We start from the raw sequence: 20,553 nt of genomic DNA, 5'->3' as shown, positions 1-20,553 counted from the left end.
AATTTTCTTGACCAATCGAATTTAGAACGGGAATATTACTGTAACAGGACAAAATGCCACGCCACAGGGACCCTATGACCGTAGCCAAACAGGACAATCGCGCCGTGACGCGCCACCTTGATCTAGGTGCAGACGGCCTGACCGTCATGGTCAAGGATTGCATTGATATTAAAGGGGAAATTACCACCTGCGGTTCCGCAGCCCTGGCTGGCAACGCTCCGGCCAATGACCATGCGGATGTGGTCGCGGCGTTGTTGGATGCGGGCTGCCACATTGTGGGCAAGACGAATATGCACGAGCTGGCCTTTGGCATGACCGGTGCCAATGTCACCTTTGGAACCCCGGTAAATCCCCGCTGGCCGGATCGTATTCCCGGTGGGTCCTCCTCTGGATCCGCAGTGGCGGTGGCGGCAGGCCAATGTGATTTTGCTCTGGGCACCGACACCGGTGGCTCCGTCCGCCAGCCCGCAATCTGCTGCGGAATCTATGGGATTAAACCCAGTTTTGGCCGGGTCAGCCGCGCCGGATGCACCCCGGCCTACAGCTCATTGGATTGCGTCGGCGTCTTTGCCCGCAGCGCCCCGATGCTGAGCCGCGGGATGGCCGCGATTGATCCCAGTTTCACCACAAAAACCCTGCCCACCGCCCCGCGCCTGGCGCGGATCAAATCAAAAGTGGATCCCGCCCTGGGGGATGAATTGATTTATGCGCTGATGGAAGGGCTGCCAAATGCGGCCTATCTGACCTTACCCAGCCTCGACGCCGCCTTTGATGCGGGCATGACAATTATTGCCCATGAAACCGCGGTGGCCTTTGGGTATTTGCTGGACCAGGACGCGCCCCTGGGGGCGGATATCAAACAACGCCTGACCGCCGCCTGCGAGGTTTCGCAACAGGCAATCGCCCAGGCCGAAGACATCCGCGCTCGGTTCACCACCGAGGTCGATGCGGCCCTAGACCAATATGATGCCCTGATCACCCCGGCCCTTCCGGTGGCACCACCAACCTGGGACCAGGCCAAAGACCCGGCCGCAATCCTGCCCCTGACCCGCCTGTTGCGCCCCTTTAACCTGAGCGGGCACCCCGCCCTGGTTATGCCAATTGCGCAACCCCGCACGGGCCTGCCCGCGGGGATCCAACTGGTGGGGCGCAAGGGCGCTGATGAACACCTATGCGCGATCGCCGAATGGATGGCCGCGACATTACCCGCATTTCAACAGGAGGAAGACCAATGACCGCCGAGGTCGCGCTGGCTGAAACGCCGCTCAACAAAGACGAAGTGCTGAAAGATATTCGCGCCCGTGCCCAGGAATTCAGCGACCTGCGACACATCCCACAGGATGTCGTGGACCAATTCAAAAAACTGGGCGTCTATCGGGCCTTTGTCCCAACCCGCTTTGGCGGCGACAACATTAGCCCAGCGGCGTTTTGCCGGCTGATCGAGGATATTTCTGCCGCAGATCCATCCGCCGGTTGGGTGGCCAGCTTTGGCGTATCTGCCACTTATCTCAGCACCCTGCCGCCGGAAACGTATGAGACGATTTTCAAATCGAACCCGGACACAGTGTTTGCCGGGGCTATGTTCCCGCCGCAGCCCGCCAAGACCGTCGACGGCGGCTATGAGGTCAGCGGCCAATGGCCCTGGGGCTCAGGCATTATGGGGGCCGATCTGGCCGGTGCCGGGATCAAGGTCGAAGACCAGGAAACCAAACTGCCGCTGATTGCCATCATGCCCCGCGACAAGATCGAAGTTGTCGACACCTGGAACACGGTTGGCCTGCGCGCCACAGGATCGCATGACATCAAAATCGACAAGGTGGTGGTGCCGCGCGAGTGGACATTTGTACGTGGTGCCAAACCGACGATGGATGATCGCATCTTCCGCTACCCGTCAATGGCGCTGGCGTCGCAGGTACTGGCGGTTGTGGCCTTGGGCGCGGCCCGCGCGGCCCTGGATTTCATCTATGAAACCGGCGCGCGCCAATCGGTAACCGGCGCACCAAAACCTGGTGCACGCCCCTATCTGCAATCGGAATACGCCAAGGCGCGCGGGATCTATCAGGGGGCGCAAGCGCTGTTTTATGACACGATCGAAGCCGCCTATGAGGAGCTGGCCCATAACGCAAACGTCAGCCGCGAAACCCATATTCAGCTGCGTCTTGTGGCCTCCAAAGCAGCAAAAGACGGGGCCGAGGCCGCCCGGATTGCCTTTGCATTGGGTGGATCCACAGCCCTGAACACAGGACACCCATTGGGCCGGTTCATGATCGATGCCGCCGCCGTCGCGCAACACGCCTTCTTGTCCGAGGGCACATGGACGGGCGCCGGAGCCGCCATGTTCGACGAACCCACGATGCCCGGCTACCCATAAGAGAGAAAAGAAAAATGACCCAACAGACCCCTATTCGCACCTTGCTGTGCTTTAACAACCATCCGACGTTTTTCAGCCTGCCGTTTGACCAGATCGGCCCGGTCTGGACCGCAACGCAGGAACTGATGGTTTCCATCAACGAGATGGAAGGCGTTGAAATCGTTGGAACCTTTGATGACGACCAAACTATGGTTGGTGCCACGCAGGGCTTTCCCTACACCTGGTATATCATGGCCGATTTCCCCAATCGCGACGCCGTTCAGGCCGCGTGCAACCTGTTGCGCACCATCACCGTGGGCGAAGGCAATGACCGCCTGTGGAAATATATGACCGTCGAAGCGCGCATGGGTCGCGCGCTGGAAATTCCTCAAAACTTTCGGAAGTAACGCCATGTCCTTAGATCATCCGAAATTCAGCGACCTCGACGCCCTATATTCCAAGGACGCAAAAGTCGCGACCGAAATGTATGAAGACCCCGACCTGTTCAAAGAAGAGATGGAAAAGATCTTCAAGAACACCTGGGTCTGGGTCGCCCACGAAAGCGAGTTCCCGGAAAAAGGCTCGTTCCGCCTGTCCCAGGTTGGCCTGGAGCCGGTCATCGTGGTGCGCGACCGCAAGGGCAAGATCCACTGTATGGTCAACCGCTGCCGTCACCGCGCCGCCACGGTTTGCGAAGTGAAAAAGGGCAAGACCTCCTCGTTTCAATGCCCCTATCACGGCTGGGGCTATGGTTTGGACGGTTCGCTGCGCGCGCTGCCCTACCCCGAGCAATACGGCGATGATTTTGACAAGACCCAGCACGGGCTGTTGAAGCTGCGCACCGAATCCTACAACGGGATGGTGTTTGCCACCTTCAACGAGGATCAAGAACCGCTGGTTGATTTCCTCGGCCCCGAGGTCTGCCGCTATATCGATCTGTTCATGAAACAGGGCGGCGGTTTCCCGGTCAAAGCCATTGGTGAGCATCAGTTCTCGGTCCCGATGAACTGGAAGGTACAGCTGGAAAACACCACCGACGCCTACCACTTTCCGATTGTGCACAAATCCTTCATGCAGACCCTGGACGAAGCCACCGAGGAGATGTTCGATTTCCTCGACAAGGGGCGCGGCTGGGTCGAAGACCTGGGCAACGGCCATTCGGTGATGATGATGATCCCCGAACGCGAGGATCTGGACGATGGGTTGGATGAGCCGGTTGAAGCCCGATTTGAAGCGCTGGCCGAAGAAATCCGCGCCGAAGGCTATGACGAGCATCAAACCCGCAAGATCGTCAAAGCGGTTGGCGGTGCTGGCTTTAACCTCAATCTGTTCCCCAACGTGTCTTTCTCGCTGGCCTTCCTGCGGGTGCTGACACCGGTGTCTGTTGAAAAAACCGACATCCGCCACATCGCATTGGGCATGGATGGAGGCCCCGTGGCAGCCAACCAGGAACGCCTGCGCCTGCACGAACATTTCCAGGGGCCGATGGGATTTGGCTCGCCGGATGATGCCGAGGTGTGGGAACGCGTGCAGCGCGGCACTAAAGGCGGCGAAGAACTACCGATCTTGGTCAACCGCGGTCTGGTCGACGAAGAACCCGGCGTCATGGGCCCGCGCGGCCATATCAGCGCCGAAACCGGCATGCGGGCGGCCTATGAAATGTGGAAACGGATGATGTCCAATGACTGAGATGAGCAAAATCACCGCTGACCTGCTGATGGATGTGACGGAATTCCTGTGGCAAGAAGCCGACATGCTGGACCGCAAGGATTACGACGCCTGGCTGGATCTGTGGACCGACACTGGTCTTTACATCATGCCAATCGGAGATGAGACCGATTACGCCAACCAGCTGAACCTGTGTTATGACAATGCCAGAATGCGCCGTGACCGGATTGGCCGCTTTCAGGCCGGGTTTTCGATCTCCTCGGCCCCGCCGGCCAAAACCATTCGCACCATCAGCCGCATAGTGATCGACAGCGCCGAAGGCGATGTGATCAAGGTGCGCGCGGCCGAACATTTGATCGAAGATAAATTTGGCCGCCAACGCCAATGGGCCGCCGATGCGTCCTATACGCTGATCAAAACCGACGCTGGCTTTCAGCTGGATGGGAAAATCGTCAAATTGCTGAATTCTGATGGGATGCTGAACTCGTTCAGCTACTTGTTCTGATGGCGGCCCCGCTGCCAGAAAAGATCCAGACCGCGGTTGTGACCGGTGGCGCGCGTGGCTTTGGTGCCGGTGTGTGCCGGGCGCTACACCGCGACGGTTACCGGGTCATCATCACCGATGTGACCCCCGGGGAAGAGGCCGCCACTTTGGCCTCTGACCTGGACCTTGCGGGCGAAACCGCCATGGTGGCCACTCTGGATGTCAACAAGCCCGATGATTGGCGTTATGTGCTGGATCAATGTATCGAGCGTTATGGCTCGGTTGAGGTTCTGGTCAACAATGCCGCCCGCACCGCGGTCCAGCCGGTGTTGGAGATTTCCCCCGAGGATTTTAATGCAATCCTGGCCACCAATGCCGGTGGCTGTTTCACGGGATGTCAGGTTTTTGGCAAACATTTCAAGGACCAGGGCTATGGTCGTCTGATCAACCTGGCCTCGATCGCAGGGCAGAACGGCGGCACCGCAACCGGTGCGCATTATGCCGCCTCCAAAGGCGCGATCCTGACCTTGACCAAGATCTTTGCCCGGGAATTGGCACCGTTTGGAGTGACCTGCAACGCCATCGCGCCCGGTCCTATGGACACGCCGTTGGTGCGGGAGGTTCTGGGTGACAATCTGAAGGCGGCTGAGGCCAATATCCCGGTCGGCAAATTGGGTGATCCGAAATTCGTGGCTGACATGGTCGTGATGCTGGCCTCGGCCAAAGCAGCCTTTGCCAATGGCGCCTGCTGGGACGTCAATGGCGGCATCTATATGCGGTGAGGTTCAAAATGTCACAAAAGCAAACACTTACAGTCCAGGACCGTCATGACGATCGCGGCGACATCGCCCGTATTCGCCTGGCGGCCCCGGCGGGGGAGGCCCTTCCGGAATTTACCGCCGGCGCGCATCTGGACATCTATCTGCCGGATGTCGACATGTGGCGGCAGTATTCGCTGTGTTCGGATCCCGCAGAAACCGGCTTTTATGAAATCGGTGTCCTGAAGGACCCGAATTCCAAAGGTGGATCAACTGCTGTGCACCGTTTGGCCGTCCCCGGCGCAACCTTTGACATCGAGGGGCCGCGCAACCATTTCCCCCTGGCCGAGGACGCAGCGTTCTCTGTGCTTTTGGGCGGCGGCATCGGGGTGACGCCGATGATCGCCATGGCCAAACGCCTGCATGCGCTTGGCAAGGATTTCGTGCTGCACTATTGCACACGATCCCAGGATGTCACCGCGTTTGCCGATGAGCTGGCCGCAGCCCCGTTTGCGGAAAACGTCGTCTTTCACTTTGATGACCAGGCCCCAGAGCAACGGCTGGATTTGTCCCGCGACCTGCCCGGCGCGGATGCAGACACGCATCTTTATGTCTGTGGGCCGCAGGGGTTCATGGATTGGGTAATCGAAACCGCTGAATCCGCGGGCCACGCCACTCCAAACGTGCACCGTGAATATTTTTCGGCCGATGTCGATCTGACTGGTGACAGTTTTGAGGTCGAATGCGCCGCCAGTGGCATAACCGTCACCGTTGGAGCCAATGACACCATCGCAAAGGCGCTGGCCAAAGAAGGCATCAAGATCGAGGTGAAATGCGAAGAAGGCGTCTGTGGCACCTGCATCACCGATGTTCTGGACGGCGAGATTGAGCACCGCGACCAGTTTCTGACGGATGACGAACGCGAAGACGGAGATCAGATCTGCGCCTGCTGCTCGCGCGGTCGCGGCAAGCTGGTTTTGGACATCTAGGAGGAGAAAATCATGGATCTATCGCAAAAACAGACGGATTTCCGCGAAGGCATGAGCCGGATGGGTGCGGCAGTGAACCTGATTACATCAGATGGGGAAGCAGGGCGCCATGGTCTGGTTGCCTCTGCTGTCTGCTCGGTCACGGATGCGCCGCCCACCTTGTTGATCTGTGTGAACCGCAATTCGTTTGTACATGACAAATTCCTGCAAAACGGTGTGCTTTGCGTCAACGTTCTGACCGCTGGCCACCAAGAATTGTCGGGTCATTTCGCACGTTACGTCGAAGGAGTTGATCGCTTCTCCTTTGGGACCTGGAAAACCCTTGAAACCGGCTCTCCGGTTCTGGTGGACGCCAATGTGTCCTTTGACTGCCGTATCGGCTCGGTCATCGAACAGGGATCGCATTCGGTCATGTTCTGCGAAGTCAAAGCGGTCAGCCTGGCGGAAAAAATTGATCGAGGGCTGGTCTATTTTAGTCGCGATTATCATAGACTTATGGCCAATTAGATCGAAACATCCGGCGCCCTGCATTTGGGGAGCTGGCAACCACAACCGGCACGAACCCGGATACCACGGTCAGCACCCTCAGCAGAAGGGACGGCCACATTGAAACCCAACTACAGGGAAACGCAAAATGGACAAAATTCTTTCCTTCATCGGAGGCGCGGTACTGTCGACCGTCATCTCGACAACCGCAGCCCATGCGCAGACGGTGCTCACCCTCAACAGCTGGCTGCCACCGTCGCATCCGCAGGTCTCTGATTTTATTCTGCCGCTGGCTGAAGACATTGCCAAAGTGACCGAAGGCCGGGTGACAGTGAACGTTCTGCCCGCCCCGCTTGGCCCGCCGCCAGCAACCTATGATCTGGTGAAAAACGGCGTTGTCGATATTGGCTACACTGTGCAGGGCTATAGCCCCGGTCGGTTCAAAACCTCCGCCATCGCAGAAATGCCATTCTTGGGCGATGACGCGGTTGCCACCTCGGTGGCCTATCATCGCGTTCACGAGGCAATGCTGGCCGATGCCGGTGAATACGCAGGCGTCAAAGTGCTGGCGGTCCACACCCATGGTCCGGGGCATATCTTCTCATCGTCGAAAATCAACACGGTTGAGGATATCGCAGGTCAAAAGGTGCGCACCGGTTCGGTGGTGGCCCACGACCTGGCCCAGCTGATGGGCGCGGTTCCGGTGGAAGGTCCGGCCTCGAAATCTTATGAGCTGCTGAGCCAGAAAGTGGCGGATGGGATCTTCCTTCCCTGGGAGACCGTGAATTTCTTCCGCTTGAATGATCTGGTTTCCAACGCGTTTGTCGCCGAGGGCGGCATTTACAACACCGCTTTTATGGTGGTGATGAACGAAGCCAAATGGAACGCCATCCCCGAGGCCGACCGGGCCTTGATTGAACCCTTGTTGGGTGAAGCGCTGGCGGCACGGGCCGGGCAGATGTGGAACAAGGCTGACGCAGCAGGCCGGGCCGTTCTGGAAGAAACGCTGGGCATTCATCAGGCAACCCCTGCCGAAGTCGAAGGTCTGAAAGCGAAATTTGCTCCGGTCATCCAGGCCAATATCGACCTGGCGACCGAAGCCGGTGTGGATGGGCAGGCCGCCTATGACATGCTGCTGAGCGAAATCAAAAAGCTGAGCGCGGAATGAGCGACAAGGCAACAACATATCTGGCCGGCGGATCTATTCGCCGGTTCAGACTTGGAATTGCGGTGATTTGTGCCGTTTTGTTGATGATCATGATGGGGTTGACGGTGGCGGACGTTTTAGGGCGTTACCTGCGCAATGCGCCGGTTGCCGGCGCCACCGAGCTGACCGAAATGTTGCTGGCTGCGGTGATTTTCATCGGCCTGCCCGCAGCCAGCCTGGATGGCGAACACATCGCGGTTGATCTGCTGACCGGCCAGTTTGGCGATAGGGTCAGACGTCTGATGGATATGGTCGTCAGCCTGTTTTCCGGTTTGGTTCTGGGGATGATCGCCTGGCGCCTGTGGGCGATTGGCGATCAGATCGCGGGCTATGGCGGCACCACGCCCACATTGAAACTTCCAATTGCGCCGCTTGGCTATGGCCTGGCGGTTCTGACTGCACTGGCGGCAATCGTTACAGTTTGGCATGGGCTGACGGCCTCAAAATATCACGGTGGAGGCACAAAATGATCGAATGGGAAATCGGGCTGGGGATCCTGTTTGCAATGCTGTTGGTGGGGGTGCCCATTGGGCTGGCTCTGACCGTTGTTGGCACCATTGGGACCGCGGCTATCATCGGGTTCAAACCCTCGCTGGCCCTTCTGGGACAGACGTTTTTTGACAATGCGCGCCACTATAACCTATCGATCTTGCCGCTGTTTTTGATGATGGGGAATTTTGTGGTGCAATCGGGTATCGCCCGCGATCTCTACAGCGCCGCCCACGCCTGGTTGCGCCACCGCAAAGGTGGGCTGGCCATGGCAACTGTGGTGGCTTGCGGTGGGTTTTCCTCCGTCTGCGGCTCGTCCCTGGCCACCGCTTCCACCATGACAAAGATTGCGATGCCGTCGATGCGGCAATTCAAATACCCCGACGGGCTGTCGACCGCTTCGATTGCAGCCGGGGGCACCTTGGGTATTTTGATCCCCCCTTCGGTAATCCTGGTGTTTTACGGCATCATGACCCAGCAAGACATCGGCAAGCTGTTTCTGGCAGGTATTCTGCCCGGCATCCTGGGTGTTATCCTTTATACGCTGGCGGTGCGCATGTCGGTCACCTTTGGCGGGTTGGATCTGCAATGCGAAAGCAAGCTGCCGCTACGCGACCGGCTTTTGGCGCTCAAAGGGGTGATTGGCGCGCTGGGGCTGTTTGTCTTTGTGATGGGCGGGATTTACCTGGGCGTTTTCACCCCAACCGAAAGCGCGGGTATGGGCGCGGGTGGCGCGTTTTTATTGGTAATCCTACAGGGGCGCTTGTCCGCCATGGAATTACTGCAAACCCTGTATGAAACCGCAAAAACCACCGCCAGCATGTTCCTGATCCTGTTTGGCGCGCTGACCTTTGCCAATTACGTCAACATGTCAGGCATGGGCCATGAGATCCACAATCTGGTGGCAAGTGTCGGCCACCCGCTGGCGGCCCTTTTGGTGATCACGCTGATCTACCTGGCGCTTGGTTGCGTTCTGGAAGGTCTGTCGATGATCACGCTGACTGTGCCGATCTTTTATCCGATTGTGGCCAGCCTTGGGTATGATCTGATCTGGTTTGGCATCTACGTGGTGATTGTGACCGAGCTCAGCTATATCACGCCGCCGGTCGGGCTGAACGCCTTTGTGTTGAAATCCGTGCTCAAGGACGTGCGGCTTGGCACGATTTTCCGCGGTCTGGTTCCGTTTTTGTTGGTGGATGTATTGCGGGTGATCATCATCCTGGCCTTTCCGGCCATCGTCCTTTTCATCCCCAATCTGATGTAAAAAAGGGGCCGCGTTATGCGGCCCCCCCTCCCTATTGTTTTAACCTGTTCTGTTGAACGCGACCCAACCGGCGCGGCTCAGTTGGTCATACGTGCCAGCGCCGCAACGAAGTAAGGACGAAAGGCCTCAGGATGTTCGCTCATCGGGAAATGCCCCAACTCATGCATCACCGTGATCGTCGCCCCCGAGATCTGGTCTGCGGTGCGCTGCGCATCCTCGGGCGTGCAGGTCAGATCATAGGCGCCAACCATAATATGCACCGGTGTTTGAGCGGTATCGATCCGCTCCAGACGCCCGATCAGACTGTCATCGCGGGTGTAAAAGCTCAGATCGCCACGAAACACGCCGGGGCCGCTCATCATGAACATCCACTGGGTATTCCAGCGTTCCGCGTTGGGCGCATGAGGCGAGATATTGGCCGAGACCAAAGCCGCCCCCATTTCGCCGCCATGGGCATCCGGGCGATGGAACCAATCAATGTCATACCAAGCGGCCTGGAAATCGCTGGCTTCAATGGCGATAAAACCAGAGAACGCCTCTGGGTGCAGCGCCGCAAGTTGCAGCGAAATCCGCCCGCCCATCGAACACCCCGCCAGGATCGGCTTTTCCAGACCCAGCGCTTCTACCATGGCCAGCACCGTCTCCATATAGGTTTCAGTGCTCAGCAAATACTCTTCGGTTTCAAACCCTTCGGGCGGCAGGGATTTCCCGTGCCAGGGCATATCAAAGGCGATAATACGGTTTTGCGCGGTGATCTGGGCGTCATTCATCAAATGTCGCCATTGGCGCGTATCCGCCCCGGCTGTGTGCAGACACAGGACCGGACGCCCCTGCCCGGCTTCTTCAAAATAAATCCGCTGCTGTTGCCCGGCAATCGACAGGGTCACGTAACGGCCGCAAATCGGTTCAATCTCAGCCATCATCTACCCTTCCTTGGCTACACGGCCCAGCGCCATGAATTCTTTGAAAAACCGCAAGTTTTTCACCAGCATCAACATATCCCCGTCAATCCGGGCGCGACCGATTTTCACCAAACCAAAAAGGTCGTGAAACCCCGGCTCTGGGAGGGGCTGCCAAAAGGCGTCCAAGGCCGCTGCATCGGTTTTAAAGGCAAACCGCCAGGGGGTTTTGCGGCTTGGCCCCGGTGTCACCGATACCAATCGGCCGCGATCAAAACACAGGTAAAATTCGTCCTCTGCCACCTGCAACAACACGGTCTCAGAAAACAGGGCGCCCAGGCGCAAAAGATGCGGCCTTTGATCAAGGCGCGCGCCCATGTCTTTCAGGATGTCCAGCATATTCTTCCTTTCTGGCAGGCGACAAAATCCCACCAACCTGCGGACAAACCTGACGAATTTTACCCCATCCACACAATACCGCAGCCGGTATCTGATGATACCCAACCGCACGCGCCGCCCCCAAGACAAAGTATCGACCGATACTGGCGCGTGCATTGGAGTACGGGCCAACGATGAGGATCATTGGCCGGTCAAGTCCGGTGCCTAGCACCCCACAGACACGCATTTACGGAGGAGAGAAAATGACCAACGTCACCCTTGAGAACATCACCGATGTCGTCCTTGGATCCATGGGCAAATTTGGCGATTTGACCGATCGCAACCGCGAGATCCTGACGGCGCTGATCCGCCACATGCATGGCTTTGCCCGCGACGTCAATCTGCAACATGACGAGTTGATGTATGCCTGCGATTACCTGGCCCGTGCGGGTGCGCTGTGCGACGGCAAACGCCAAGAGTTTATCCTGCTGGCCGACATTTTGGGGTTGGAAGTTTTGGTGGATATGCAGACCAATCCGGTCGAAGGCAGCGTCAGCGAATCCACGGTTCTAGGCCCGTTTTACCGGGAAAACCCGCCGGTTCTGCCCAAGGGTGCCTCGACCGTACAAAAACACTATGACAACGAAGAAAGCGTCTATTTCGAAGGTTATGTGCGCGATGCCGACGGAAACCCGCTGGCCGACGTGATCCTGGACGTCTGGGAAGATGCGCCAAACGGGCTCTATGAAAACACCGACCCGGATCAGCCGGATTACAACCTGCGCGGCCGCCTCAGCACCGATGAAAACGGCCATTACGCCTTTCGCGCGGTGCGCCCTGTGCCCTATCCGATCCCGGATGACGCAACCGCGGGCGAGCTGCTGTCGGCCATGGGCCATCACCCCAACCGTCCCGGTCACATCCACTTTATCCTGTCCAAGGACGGGTATCGCTCCTTGATCAGCCAGATCTACGACAGCACCAGCGAATGGCTCGACAATGACAGCGTGTTTGCGGTGAAAGAAAGCCTGATTGGCGAGTTCAAACCGGCTGGCGATGAACTGGACACCGACCTGCATGTGGTGTTTGATTTCGTCCTCAAGGCCGAATAAAACTTTTGAAACAACTGCTAAGCCCCCGGCATCGGGGGCTTTTGCCCATGGCGGGCCCGCCCCGCACCCTTCACGGGAGACCCGGTTGAATATCAAACAGATGCATTACTTTGTCGCGGTCGCCGAAGAGCTTCATTTTGGCCGGGCGGCAGAGCGTTTGGACATGGCGCAACCGCCATTGAGCCGTCAGATTAAACAGATCGAAGAAGACATAGGCGCGCAGCTCTTTAACCGGGGCCGCAATGCGATCTCTTTGACCCAGGCCGGGGCGCGGCTTTATGAGCGGCTCCAGACCATTCTGACCGATATCGACGACACTCTGTTGGAGGTCAAGCGCCTGGGCCAAGGGGCTGAAGGCCGGTTGCGCATCGGGTTTGTGGGATCATCCACCTATGGGTTGGTGCCCAACATCATCAAATCCTTCCGCAAGAATTACCCGCATGTGAACCTGTCGCTGATCCCGATGAACAACGCCAATCTGCACCGGGCATTGATCCGCCGCGAGGTCGATGTGGCCATCACCCGGCCCGCATTGCGCGACGTGGAATTCATCAGCCGCGATCTGAGCCAGGAACCCCTGGTAGCGGCGGTGCCGGATGCGCTACCGCTGGAGCGTTCCAACGGGATCAGCGGGGCCGAGATCGCCGCGCAAAACGTGATCCTTTATCCGGAGTTCCCCCGCCCCAGCTATGCAGATTTTGTGCTGCAAAACTTTGAAACCCAAGGGATCGAATTGCCCAAACGGGTGTTCACCATGGATCTGCAAACCGCGCTGAGCCTGGTCTCCATCGGCGAAGGCGTCTGCATCGTGCCTGCCTCGGTTGCCAATGCCCAGCGCAATGGCATCCGGTTTTTGAACATCAACCTGCCCTTGGACAAGACCTCGCTTTCGATCAACCACCGGATCGACGAAAGCGGGATCCACATCAAGAACTTCATTTCCCTGGCCCAGACCGTGGCCCGGAAAACCATCTGACCTAGCCGCGTCGGTAGTATTTGGTTTTATCCGCGTCCAGTTCCACCCCGATGCCGGGACCCGCAGGCAGGTGCACGTCAAAATCGCGATAGACAAGCGGGGTGGCCAGAATCTCATCCTTGAACAACAGCGGGCCAAACAGCTCGCAGCCCCATTGCATCTGCTTGCGGGTGGCAAACAGTTGCAGCCCTGCGGCGCTGCCCACACCGCATTCCAACATGGTCCCCCCATAAAGCCCAAGCCCCGCAGCCTCGGCCATGGCGCAAACTTCGCGCGCGGCCGCCAGCCCGCCGGATTGCGCAACCTTCACCGCATAGACATCCGCCGCCCGCGCCTGCGCCATGGCCAGCGCGTCCTTTGGACCATTCAGCGCCTCATCCGCCATAATCGCAATTTTGTGGCTGGCGACCAGTTCGGCCATGCCAGCGCGATCATGCGCGGCCAGGGGTTGCTCGATCAGATCGACGCCCAGGTCCTGAAGCCCCGCCGCCCCCCATCGTGCCTGCTGCAAGCTCCAGGCCTGGTTCACGTCCACGCGGATGCTGGCCCGCCCAGCCACGGCTTTGGCGATGGCACCCACATGGGCCAGATCATCCTCTACCGAGCGATTTCCGATTTTCAGTTTAAAGATGCGATGACGCCGGGTTGCCAGCATTTCCTCGGCCTCTTCGATGTCGCGTGCGCTGTCACCGGACGCCAGGGTCCAGGCCACCTGGATCGAGGCATGTTGCGCGCCGCCAAAAAGCGCGCTGATCGACAGATCCAATCGCCGCGCCAACCCATCCCACAGCGCCATTTCCACCGCAGAGCGAGCGATAAAGTTACCTTTGACTACTTTTTCCATCCGCGTAATCAACGCATTGACGTTATTGGCGGCCTGGCCTTGCAACATTGGCGCAATATAGGTGGTAATGGCCGAGGCAATGCTTTCAGGGCTTTCGCAGCCATAAGACAACCCCCCAATCGAGGTGCCCTCGCCGATACCGCACGATCCGTCTGAAAACTGAATTCGCACAAGCACAAAAGACTGCTGGGTCATGGTGGTCATCGCCAACACATGTCCGCGGATGGTCGGGATATCCAAGATATCCGCTGTAATTTTTTCGATTTTCGTCACGGGTCGCATTCCAAATGGTTTTCCACATTTTGGCCGATCCGCCCCAACCGATCCATTCAGACTGCGGTCTCATGTGATACCCAACGCATATGGCTGGCGGGCAAAAAGACGCCGCGCACCCCAACTGGGGCACGCGGCGCATTTGGTGATCTGGCTGCCCCTATTACCAGGGCTCGGGGTTACCCTCCCCTAAGCTCCTGGCGCCATTCGCGAAAATTGTTCCGCAGGCTTTGGACAACAACAAAGGCAATGGTCAAAACCAGCAGCGCAGCAATGGGTCGGTTCACAAAATCCAATGGGCTGTTGACCTGGGCCATGGCCGACCGCAGCTTGACCTCCATGATCCCGCCCAGAACCATGCCCAGGATAATCGGGACCGCAGGCAGGTTCAGTCGCCGCAGGACCAAGCCCAAAACCCCAAACACCGATGCAATCAAGCAATCCACCGCGGAATTGCGCAGCGAATAGACCCCCACAAAACTGAGCACCAAGATCCCCATGCCCAAAAACCGCGTGGGAATTCGGATCAGCCGGATCAACAGGTTTGAGGACACCAGCAGCCACAAGATAACGATCACATTCAAAATCAGCAGCGCCAGATACAGCGCATAGACAAAATGCAGCTCGTTTTGAAACAGGTTCGGCCCCGGCACCACATTGTGGACGTAAAACACCGACAACATCATCGCCGTCAGCGCTTCACCCGGAATGCCCAGCGCCAACAAAGGGATCATCGCCGCGGCCGGCACGGCGTTATTGGCAGATTCCGACGCAACCAGCCCTTCGGGACTGCCCTTGCCAAAAGCCTCGGGATTGGCCGAACGGTTGCGCGCCACGGTGTAGCTCATGAATTGGGCCGTGAATTCACCAACCCCTGGGATCATTCCCATCAGGACGCCAAATCCCCCGCCGGTGGCCGCCACCCGTTTGTGACGCCAGGTTTCCGAAATCGCCTTGGCCATGGATCCGGTAACCGGTTTTGCCTCTGGCGCGCCATCGGGTGCGACCATCAATTGAAAGGCCTGGCTGATGGCAAAAAGCCCCAGAACAACAACAATCAGATCCAACCCCGAGGTCAGCCAGCTCAAGCCAAAGGTAAACCGCATGGTGTAATTCACCGGCTCCATCCCAACGGTTTGCAACAAAATACCAAACCCTGCCAGCATGCCGGCCACGGCAACCTGCCCCTTGTGGGCGACAATGACCAAAACGATGCCAAGCAACGCCGCCAAAAAAATCTCGCGCGAGCCAAACATCGGTGCGATTTTCGCCAACAGCGGCGACAGCAGCATCAACAGAACAATCGACAAGATCGCGCCGATAAAGGACGCACCATATGCCAGCCCCAGCGCGCGCAGCGCCTGGCCGCGTTTGGTCATCGGATAGCCATCATAGGTGGTCAGCGCATTCACCGCTGTGCCCGGCGTGTTGATCAAAATCGCTGGCAAAGACCCGCCATACATCGACGAGCCATAGATCCCCAGCAACAAGCACAGCCCCACCAGCGGCTCCAGCGTGAACGTGGCCGGCAACAGGATGGCGATGGCCACCGCCGGCCCGACACCAGGAATGGCGCCGATAATGACGCCACCAATCGAGCCAATCAAAAGTGCGCCCAAAACCTGCCATGTCAGCAAAAGGTCCACGGCCATAAAAAGCGTATTCACAACCCGCCCCTCCTAGAAATTCAGCATGACAAAGCTGCGAATACCATCGGGCAAATACCGATAGATCTCACCCGCAGGCAGTTTGACGCCCAACCCGGACTTGAAGATCAGCACCACTACAACCGCAAACCCGCCCGCCGAGACCAGCGCCAGCGCACCGCGATATCCCAAGCGAATGGCCAAGATGACGGCAAACAGCACCGTTGCCGGCAGATAACCAATCTTGGGCACACCGTGGACATAGATCGCGAACCAGACGACAAATTCGAGCGCGCGCACCCAAAACTCGATCTCGCGGGCGCGGCCGGGTAGACGGGGCGCGTTATAGGTCGACAACAGATGCAGCGCGCCAAACCCCACCATCATGGCCACCCCGACAAAGGGCCAGAACCCTGGCTCTGCCACCAGGGTTTTATTCCCCAGAAATTTAGCCTGACTGGGCAACAGCGCCGCCACGATCAGGGAAAATCCAAAAAAACCGATCGCAAACACAAGATCGCCCGGCCGCCGCTCGCGACGAAACAACGTCAGAAAATTCAAAACATATTGCATGGTCTATTCCTGCATACAGGCTTCCCCGCGGGGAAGCCTGATGTGGGTGATTTGGATCATTCGCCCAGGAATTCTGAGATCCGCTGCAACGTATCCGCGTCTTTGCTCATCTGCTGATAGGAGGCGGTCGCATCTAGCCAATAAATCTCAGCACCGGTTTCATCGGCCACTTTGCGCGCGGCCGGCGAGCTGAGGATTTCCTGAGCGGTTTCAGCAATCACTTCACGCACATCCTGCGGCGTGTCCTCGTGCACAAACAGCCCATTCCAGGTGGAGAAATCCAGATCCGGCCAGATCTCGGCCGCCGTTGGCACATCCTCCAGCACCGGGATTCGTTTGTTGGTCAACGTCATCAGGATGTTCAACTGGTCCAAACATGGGCGGATCAGCTGCAAGGTTGTGTTGATCACATCCGCATCGCCAGACGCCAGCGTGTTACAGTCCAACGCATCAAACGCAGCGTCCGAGGCATATTCAAATTCCAAGGCTTTGGCCATTGCCAACGTATGGCGGGCCGGGCTGGTTACATCGCCAAAATGGCCCAGCGTAACATCATTGGTTTTGGCGTAGTCCGCCAGCTCGCCCATGGTTTCATAGGGCGCTTCCGCCAAGGTCGCGATCACAAACGGATAGCTGAGGAAAATCCCAACCGGTTCAAACGGGTTCCCCTCCAACGGCGGAATACCGATATGCGGCCCCACCATCGGCACGTCGATCACAAAGGAGCCAATCGTATACCCATCCGCAGGCGCCAGCGCTACTTCCACTGCGCCGGGGAACGGGCCACCGCCGCCGCCGGGCTTATTTACAACCGCCGCCGGGGTGCCGAATTTCTCCTGCATCCCATCCGCAACCATCCGTGTCAGAATATCCTCCAGATCCCCGGGCGGGAACGGAACCACAAATTCAACCGGCTTTTCCGGGTATTCCGCCTGTGCGGCCAAGGGGAGCGCCCCCAAAAGGGTCGTCAGGCCAAGATATGCAAACTTTTTCATGTTACTTTCCCTGTTTTCTGTCGGTTTTATGATCCGGTAGACCTGCAGTTACCGTGATTTTTCATCTATTGGGGCACGCTGACCCCTTTTTTTGTTTTTGCGCTGTCGTGTACCTTTGGCGCTGACCTTTCTGGCCAACTTCTGGGTCTTGGTCTTTTGCAATGACCTTGGGTTAAACCGTTGTCATTTCTTCATGTTTCGGCGGATCACCGGCCCACGCCCGCTGTAACAGCGCCGCAATCGCATCGGGTTCCACTGGGCGCGGATTGGGGTATTGTTTGGCCAGAGCCAATTGGGTTGCCCGGGCGATATCTGCTTGCGCCAGGCCAAGATCCTGCAACGCGGTTGGCGCGTCCAGCCCCTTGGCCAGGTCAAACAGCCCGCGCGCCGGATCCGCGCCCAGGATTGGCTGCAATTTTTCAACCACCCCGGGGATCCTTGGCGCGTTGAATGCCAGAACATGGGGCAAAACAACCGTATGAGTTTGCGCATGCGGCAGGTTAAAACTGCCGCCCAGCGTGTGACACAGCTTGTGATGCAAGGCCATGGATGTGTTGCCTAAGCATGTTCCACACAGCCAGGCGCCATAAAGGGCCGCAGCGCGCGCCTCCGTGTCCTCAGGCTGCGTCGCAATGGTTGGCAATGCCGTCACCAGCGCCCGAATACCTTCAATCGCCAACAGATCCACCACCGGGTTTCCGTTTTGCGCATAAAGCGCCTCAATGGCATGGGCCATGGCATTGATCGCGCTGGTCACGGACATTGCCACAGGCAAGCGATAGGTCAGCTCGGGGTCATAAACCACCAGCGATGGTCGCAAATTCGGGTCCCTGCGCGTGGTTTTCACCCCGTCCTCGGTCTCTCCCAAAATGGGTGTCATCTCTGATCCGGCATAGGTGGTTGGCAGCGCCGCATGAAACACGCCGCTGCGCGCACTTAACGCTTTGCCCAAACCGATGGTCGAGCCCCCGCCAACCGACAGCACACAATCGGCGCCCTGCTGGCGCAGAACGTTCATCGCATCTTGGGTGACCGAAACCGGCGTGTGCATGGTCGCACCGGAAAACAGCCCGGCAAACCCCTGGTCCAATTCCGCGCCGATGGCCTGCCCCAATTCCACCTGGCGCGGCGTGGTCAAAACCAAAACCCGCGTGACCCCAGCCTCAGACAGCTCTGCGGCCAGAGCCCGGCGTGTCTTGGCACCAAACAGCACTTTTGCCGATTGCGGTAAGATTTGAAAACTGTCACGTGGAATGGGTCCGACCATAGATTTCCCTGGCTTGTTGTGCGTGGGCCTTTTGTGTTCAAGGCTTCTGATATGGATCCGCCGCATTGGGGGGCGGCTTTATCCAAGCTTGCCCAAGCCGCAACGCTGAGGCCATTGCAAATTGCGAAAGAAATTCGATATTTCACGACAGGCAAAATGCATAATTTGCTGGTTTTATGGGCAGGCGCGGCGCCTCCCCAAGGCTGATACAACACAGATGCACCGACCGTGGCCCGACCGACACACCGATAGGCCGGTGCTAAAATCAACCATCAGTTCACGTAACTTTTCACATTTTATTGCGGTAAACACTTACGTATAAGGATCCCGAAACAATGACGAGTGGACAGGCCGTGGGCGAGCGAAACGACAATCCAAAACAGTTTAAAGAAAACTGGCCGTTTTTTTGGATCAGCCAGATCAACGCCGCCTATGGCAACGCGCTGGAACGCCGGATCAAGGATTTGGGGATCGACCTGCCGCGCTGGCGTGCGATGATGAGCCTGTACGAGGATCAATTCCTGTCGGTGTCGCAAATTGCCGATTTTTCCGCTCAAAAATTAAACACGACCACCAAGGTGGTTCAACGGATGCTGACGGATGGTCTGGTCAGCACCCGCATCCGCCCCACCGACGGGCGCGTGACCGAAGTCTGCCTGACGGAAAAGGGTGAGCGTCTGCGCAAGGAAGCCTTTGTCGAAGCGCAAGCGATCTTCGATCACACCTTTGCCAATTTGAGCACAGCCGAGCAAAAGGCGCTGAATGTGACCTTGTCGGACCTGCATAGCCGCCTCAAGAAAATCTGACCCTGCAACAAGGTTCGGGTCACCGAGCCATCGCCAGGCGCGGCCGTAGGCGGGGTTTCATCCTGGGTTCCCGACTGCACGACCCCGGCAAAAAAGGCGCCAATTCGTTTGGCTCCATAGCTGGGCGCCACCATATCCATGCCCATTGCGGTCAGGAAAAACTGTGCCGGGCCGCGCACATGTTTTGGGGTCACATAAGGTAGCAAACGCAGCGCAAGCCGACGCAGCCCATCCGGCAATCGTGCGATATTGGCAGGCTGATCCAGCGCGGCAAAGGCCGTCCGGGCCAACTCTATCTGCGTCAAGGTCTGCAGCCCGCCCACAGGGACAAAATCCCGCTCCTGCTGGATCGCCTGGGCCATCACTGCCGCCAGCTCCGCGCCGTCAATTGGATTCAGCTTGTTTTGCCCAGGCCCTGTCCCACTCTATGCAGGTTTCACAAGCGCACGATTGATTTGTCCGCGTGTTTTTTGAGGTCTTCTGCCCCAGTTTTGCCTCGGATGCGTTTTGCGCCAAGATCGCCGGTTTCTTTGATCGGCTCGGCCAGGATTACGCCAAACAGATCCGACACTTGCAGGCGGTGGGAGAATTGCGCCGAACCGTCGAGCCCGAGACACTGGGGCGCACCCTGCTCAGCATGGTTGATGGGATGATCCTGCACAAAGGGCTGTTTGGTCAAGCTCAGGACAAATACCTGGCGATGCGTCAGAAAATGGTGTCGACGGTGATCCGCGGCTTAATGCCGAAATTCAGCGCGCCAACCGCCACGCCGCGCTGAATGCTGTGGTGCATTTGATGGAGGCTCATCAGGTCAGCCAACGGCGGGCGCGTAAAGTGCTGCAAATTGATCGGTCTTCGGCGCGATACCTGTCGCGCCGTGGTGATGATGCCGAGCTAAGGGATGCCATCAAGCGCGTTTCGAGGGAACGGCGGCGGTTTGGTTGCCACCGTGTCCAAGTGATGGTCACGCGGGAAGGATTGCTGTGAACCATAAGAAGGTGAGGCGGATTTATATCGAAGAGACGCAGCAAGCACGGCGCAGAGGCGGCAGGAAACGCTGGAAGAATGGCAAGAGGACTACAGCTGGTG

Annotated in this window: 23 protein-coding genes; 15 read left to right on the top strand and 8 right to left on the bottom strand. The window is 58.0% G+C overall.

Going from position 1 to position 20,553, the window contains the following annotated elements; all coding sequences use genetic code 11:
- Nucleotides 1–74: 74 nt before the first annotated feature.
- The 11 genes from GG681_RS15260 to GG681_RS15210 all read left to right on the top strand — a co-directional run bounded on the left by GG681_RS15260 (nt 75) and on the right by GG681_RS15210 (nt 9,695).
- Nucleotides 75–1,235 (top strand): amidase, encoded by a 1,161-nt coding sequence (locus GG681_RS15260; RefSeq protein ID WP_153548894.1) that lies wholly within the window; start codon nt 75–77, stop codon nt 1,233–1,235.
- On the top strand, nt 1,232–2,371 hold the full coding sequence (locus tag GG681_RS15255) for an acyl-CoA dehydrogenase family protein (protein WP_153548893.1): 1,140 nt from the start codon (nt 1,232–1,234) through the stop codon (nt 2,369–2,371). Before GG681_RS15260 ends, GG681_RS15255 begins: the two co-directional genes overlap by 4 nt.
- Before the next feature lie 14 nt (nt 2,372–2,385).
- The gene (locus GG681_RS15250) at nt 2,386–2,757 is read left to right on the top strand and encodes a hypothetical protein (protein ID WP_153548892.1); all 372 of its coding nucleotides are present in this window, start codon (nt 2,386–2,388) and stop codon (nt 2,755–2,757) included.
- A gap of 4 nt (nt 2,758–2,761) precedes the next feature.
- Entirely contained in the window at nt 2,762–4,039 is a 1,278-nt protein-coding gene (locus GG681_RS15245; RefSeq protein ID WP_153548891.1) for an aromatic ring-hydroxylating oxygenase subunit alpha, read from the top strand.
- Nucleotides 4,032–4,523 carry an aromatic-ring-hydroxylating dioxygenase subunit beta gene (locus GG681_RS15240; protein WP_153548890.1) on the top strand — a complete coding sequence of 164 codons (492 nt, stop codon included), beginning with the start codon at nt 4,032–4,034 and terminating at the stop codon, nt 4,521–4,523. The genes GG681_RS15245 and GG681_RS15240 overlap by 8 nt, the downstream gene beginning before the upstream one ends.
- Entirely contained in the window at nt 4,523–5,284 is a 762-nt protein-coding gene (locus tag GG681_RS15235; protein ID WP_153548889.1) for an SDR family NAD(P)-dependent oxidoreductase, read from the top strand. The genes GG681_RS15240 and GG681_RS15235 overlap by 1 nt, the downstream gene beginning before the upstream one ends.
- A gap of 8 nt (nt 5,285–5,292) precedes the next feature.
- Entirely contained in the window at nt 5,293–6,249 is a 957-nt protein-coding gene (locus GG681_RS15230; protein ID WP_153548888.1) for a PDR/VanB family oxidoreductase, read from the top strand.
- A 12-nt stretch (nt 6,250–6,261) separates the two neighbouring features.
- Complete coding sequence (locus tag GG681_RS15225; RefSeq protein ID WP_153548887.1) at nt 6,262–6,756, top strand: flavin reductase; 495 nt, start codon at nt 6,262–6,264, stop codon at nt 6,754–6,756.
- A gap of 127 nt (nt 6,757–6,883) precedes the next feature.
- Nucleotides 6,884–7,903, top strand: a complete 1,020-nt coding sequence (locus GG681_RS15220; protein ID WP_153548886.1) for a TRAP transporter substrate-binding protein — start codon at nt 6,884–6,886, stop codon at nt 7,901–7,903.
- The gene (locus GG681_RS15215; RefSeq protein WP_153548885.1) at nt 7,900–8,412 is read left to right on the top strand and encodes a TRAP transporter small permease; all 513 of its coding nucleotides are present in this window, start codon (nt 7,900–7,902) and stop codon (nt 8,410–8,412) included. The genes GG681_RS15220 and GG681_RS15215 overlap by 4 nt, the downstream gene beginning before the upstream one ends.
- Nucleotides 8,409–9,695: a TRAP transporter large permease gene (locus GG681_RS15210; RefSeq protein WP_153548884.1), complete on the top strand. Its 1,287-nt coding sequence runs from the start codon at nt 8,409–8,411 to the stop codon at nt 9,693–9,695. Before GG681_RS15215 ends, GG681_RS15210 begins: the two co-directional genes overlap by 4 nt.
- Before the next feature lie 77 nt (nt 9,696–9,772).
- Here GG681_RS15210 and GG681_RS15205 read toward each other — a convergent pair whose 3' ends face one another.
- Both GG681_RS15205 and GG681_RS15200 read right to left on the bottom strand, forming a co-directional pair.
- Nucleotides 9,773–10,615, bottom strand: a complete 843-nt coding sequence (locus tag GG681_RS15205) for an alpha/beta fold hydrolase (RefSeq protein ID WP_214645151.1) — start codon at nt 10,613–10,615, stop codon at nt 9,773–9,775.
- Between the two features lie 3 nt (nt 10,616–10,618).
- Nucleotides 10,619–10,993 (bottom strand): hypothetical protein, encoded by a 375-nt coding sequence (locus GG681_RS15200; protein ID WP_153548882.1) that lies wholly within the window; start codon nt 10,991–10,993, stop codon nt 10,619–10,621.
- A 242-nt stretch (nt 10,994–11,235) separates the two neighbouring features.
- Here GG681_RS15200 and GG681_RS15195 point away from each other — a divergent pair, with 242 nt between their 5' ends.
- Together GG681_RS15195 and GG681_RS15190 are read left to right on the top strand one after the other, a co-directional pair.
- Nucleotides 11,236–12,084 (top strand): dioxygenase family protein, encoded by an 849-nt coding sequence (locus GG681_RS15195; RefSeq protein WP_153548881.1) that lies wholly within the window; start codon nt 11,236–11,238, stop codon nt 12,082–12,084.
- An 85-nt stretch (nt 12,085–12,169) separates the two neighbouring features.
- Entirely contained in the window at nt 12,170–13,060 is an 891-nt protein-coding gene (locus GG681_RS15190; protein WP_153548880.1) for a LysR family transcriptional regulator, read from the top strand.
- Between the two features lies 1 nt (nt 13,061).
- Here GG681_RS15190 and GG681_RS15185 read toward each other — a convergent pair whose 3' ends face one another.
- The 5 genes from GG681_RS15185 to GG681_RS15165 all read right to left on the bottom strand — a co-directional run bounded on the left by GG681_RS15185 (nt 13,062) and on the right by GG681_RS15165 (nt 18,658).
- A complete protein-coding gene (locus GG681_RS15185; RefSeq protein ID WP_153548879.1) occupies nt 13,062–14,186 on the bottom strand; it encodes a muconate/chloromuconate family cycloisomerase in 1,125 nt (374 codons plus the stop codon).
- A gap of 170 nt (nt 14,187–14,356) precedes the next feature.
- On the bottom strand, nt 14,357–15,844 hold the full coding sequence (locus tag GG681_RS15180) for a tripartite tricarboxylate transporter permease (RefSeq protein ID WP_408057673.1): 1,488 nt from the start codon (nt 15,842–15,844) through the stop codon (nt 14,357–14,359).
- A 12-nt stretch (nt 15,845–15,856) separates the two neighbouring features.
- Nucleotides 15,857–16,396 carry a tripartite tricarboxylate transporter TctB family protein gene (locus tag GG681_RS15175; RefSeq protein ID WP_153548878.1) on the bottom strand — a complete coding sequence of 180 codons (540 nt, stop codon included), beginning with the start codon at nt 16,394–16,396 and terminating at the stop codon, nt 15,857–15,859.
- A gap of 56 nt (nt 16,397–16,452) precedes the next feature.
- Nucleotides 16,453–17,391, bottom strand: a complete 939-nt coding sequence (locus GG681_RS15170) for a tripartite tricarboxylate transporter substrate binding protein (RefSeq protein WP_153548877.1) — start codon at nt 17,389–17,391, stop codon at nt 16,453–16,455.
- Nucleotides 17,392–17,563: 172 nt separating this feature from the next.
- Nucleotides 17,564–18,658, bottom strand: a complete 1,095-nt coding sequence (locus GG681_RS15165; RefSeq protein WP_153548876.1) for a maleylacetate reductase — start codon at nt 18,656–18,658, stop codon at nt 17,564–17,566.
- Between the two features lie 335 nt (nt 18,659–18,993).
- On the opposite strand from GG681_RS15165, the gene GG681_RS15160 reads away from it, so the two are divergent.
- The gene (locus GG681_RS15160; RefSeq protein ID WP_153548875.1) at nt 18,994–19,464 is read left to right on the top strand and encodes a MarR family winged helix-turn-helix transcriptional regulator; all 471 of its coding nucleotides are present in this window, start codon (nt 18,994–18,996) and stop codon (nt 19,462–19,464) included.
- Here the strand turns inward: GG681_RS15160 and GG681_RS15155 are convergent.
- A complete protein-coding gene (locus tag GG681_RS15155; RefSeq protein ID WP_153548874.1) occupies nt 19,377–19,826 on the bottom strand; it encodes a hypothetical protein in 450 nt (149 codons plus the stop codon). The genes GG681_RS15160 and GG681_RS15155 overlap by 88 nt on opposite strands.
- Before the next feature lie 101 nt (nt 19,827–19,927).
- Between GG681_RS15155 and GG681_RS15150 the strand changes: the two genes are divergently transcribed.
- Nucleotides 19,928–20,242 (top strand): hypothetical protein, encoded by a 315-nt coding sequence (locus GG681_RS15150; protein WP_153548873.1) that lies wholly within the window; start codon nt 19,928–19,930, stop codon nt 20,240–20,242.
- The last annotated feature ends 311 nt before the right edge of the window (nt 20,243–20,553 follow it).

Origin of the sequence: Tritonibacter aquimaris (assembly GCF_009617595.1) — a bacterium.
Taxonomy (GTDB): Bacteria; Pseudomonadota; Alphaproteobacteria; order Rhodobacterales; family Rhodobacteraceae; genus Epibacterium; species Epibacterium aquimaris.
Note: the sequence above shows the minus strand (reverse complement) of the source record. Positions and strands in the feature narration are given on the sequence as shown.

Excerpts from the sequence above, each read along its gene's own strand:
- GG681_RS15220 (WP_153548886.1), top strand. The coding sequence starts at position 6,884 with ATGGACAAAATTCTTTCCTTCATCGGAGGCGCGGTACTGTCGACCGTC.
- GG681_RS15250 (WP_153548892.1), top strand. The coding sequence starts at position 2,386 with ATGACCCAACAGACCCCTATTCGCACCTTGCTGTGCTTTAACAACCAT.
- GG681_RS15155 (WP_153548874.1), bottom strand. The coding sequence starts at position 19,826 with ATGGCCCAGGCGATCCAGCAGGAGCGGGATTTTGTCCCTGTGGGCGGG.
- GG681_RS15255 (WP_153548893.1), top strand. The coding sequence starts at position 1,232 with ATGACCGCCGAGGTCGCGCTGGCTGAAACGCCGCTCAACAAAGACGAA.
- GG681_RS15160 (WP_153548875.1), top strand. The coding sequence starts at position 18,994 with ATGACGAGTGGACAGGCCGTGGGCGAGCGAAACGACAATCCAAAACAG.
- GG681_RS15230 (WP_153548888.1), top strand. The coding sequence starts at position 5,293 with ATGTCACAAAAGCAAACACTTACAGTCCAGGACCGTCATGACGATCGC.
- GG681_RS15165 (WP_153548876.1), bottom strand. The coding sequence starts at position 18,658 with ATGGTCGGACCCATTCCACGTGACAGTTTTCAAATCTTACCGCAATCG.
- GG681_RS15200 (WP_153548882.1), bottom strand. The coding sequence starts at position 10,993 with ATGCTGGACATCCTGAAAGACATGGGCGCGCGCCTTGATCAAAGGCCG.
- GG681_RS15185 (WP_153548879.1), bottom strand. The coding sequence starts at position 14,186 with ATGCGACCCGTGACGAAAATCGAAAAAATTACAGCGGATATCTTGGAT.
- GG681_RS15175 (WP_153548878.1), bottom strand. The coding sequence starts at position 16,396 with ATGCAATATGTTTTGAATTTTCTGACGTTGTTTCGTCGCGAGCGGCGG.
- GG681_RS15205 (WP_214645151.1), bottom strand. The coding sequence starts at position 10,615 with ATGGCTGAGATTGAACCGATTTGCGGCCGTTACGTGACCCTGTCGATT.
- GG681_RS15170 (WP_153548877.1), bottom strand. The coding sequence starts at position 17,391 with ATGAAAAAGTTTGCATATCTTGGCCTGACGACCCTTTTGGGGGCGCTC.
- GG681_RS15260 (WP_153548894.1), top strand. The coding sequence starts at position 75 with ATGACCGTAGCCAAACAGGACAATCGCGCCGTGACGCGCCACCTTGAT.
- GG681_RS15215 (WP_153548885.1), top strand. The coding sequence starts at position 7,900 with ATGAGCGACAAGGCAACAACATATCTGGCCGGCGGATCTATTCGCCGG.
- GG681_RS15235 (WP_153548889.1), top strand. The coding sequence starts at position 4,523 with ATGGCGGCCCCGCTGCCAGAAAAGATCCAGACCGCGGTTGTGACCGGT.
- GG681_RS15240 (WP_153548890.1), top strand. The coding sequence starts at position 4,032 with ATGACTGAGATGAGCAAAATCACCGCTGACCTGCTGATGGATGTGACG.
- GG681_RS15245 (WP_153548891.1), top strand. The coding sequence starts at position 2,762 with ATGTCCTTAGATCATCCGAAATTCAGCGACCTCGACGCCCTATATTCC.
- GG681_RS15225 (WP_153548887.1), top strand. The coding sequence starts at position 6,262 with ATGGATCTATCGCAAAAACAGACGGATTTCCGCGAAGGCATGAGCCGG.
- GG681_RS15210 (WP_153548884.1), top strand. The coding sequence starts at position 8,409 with ATGATCGAATGGGAAATCGGGCTGGGGATCCTGTTTGCAATGCTGTTG.
- GG681_RS15195 (WP_153548881.1), top strand. The coding sequence starts at position 11,236 with ATGACCAACGTCACCCTTGAGAACATCACCGATGTCGTCCTTGGATCC.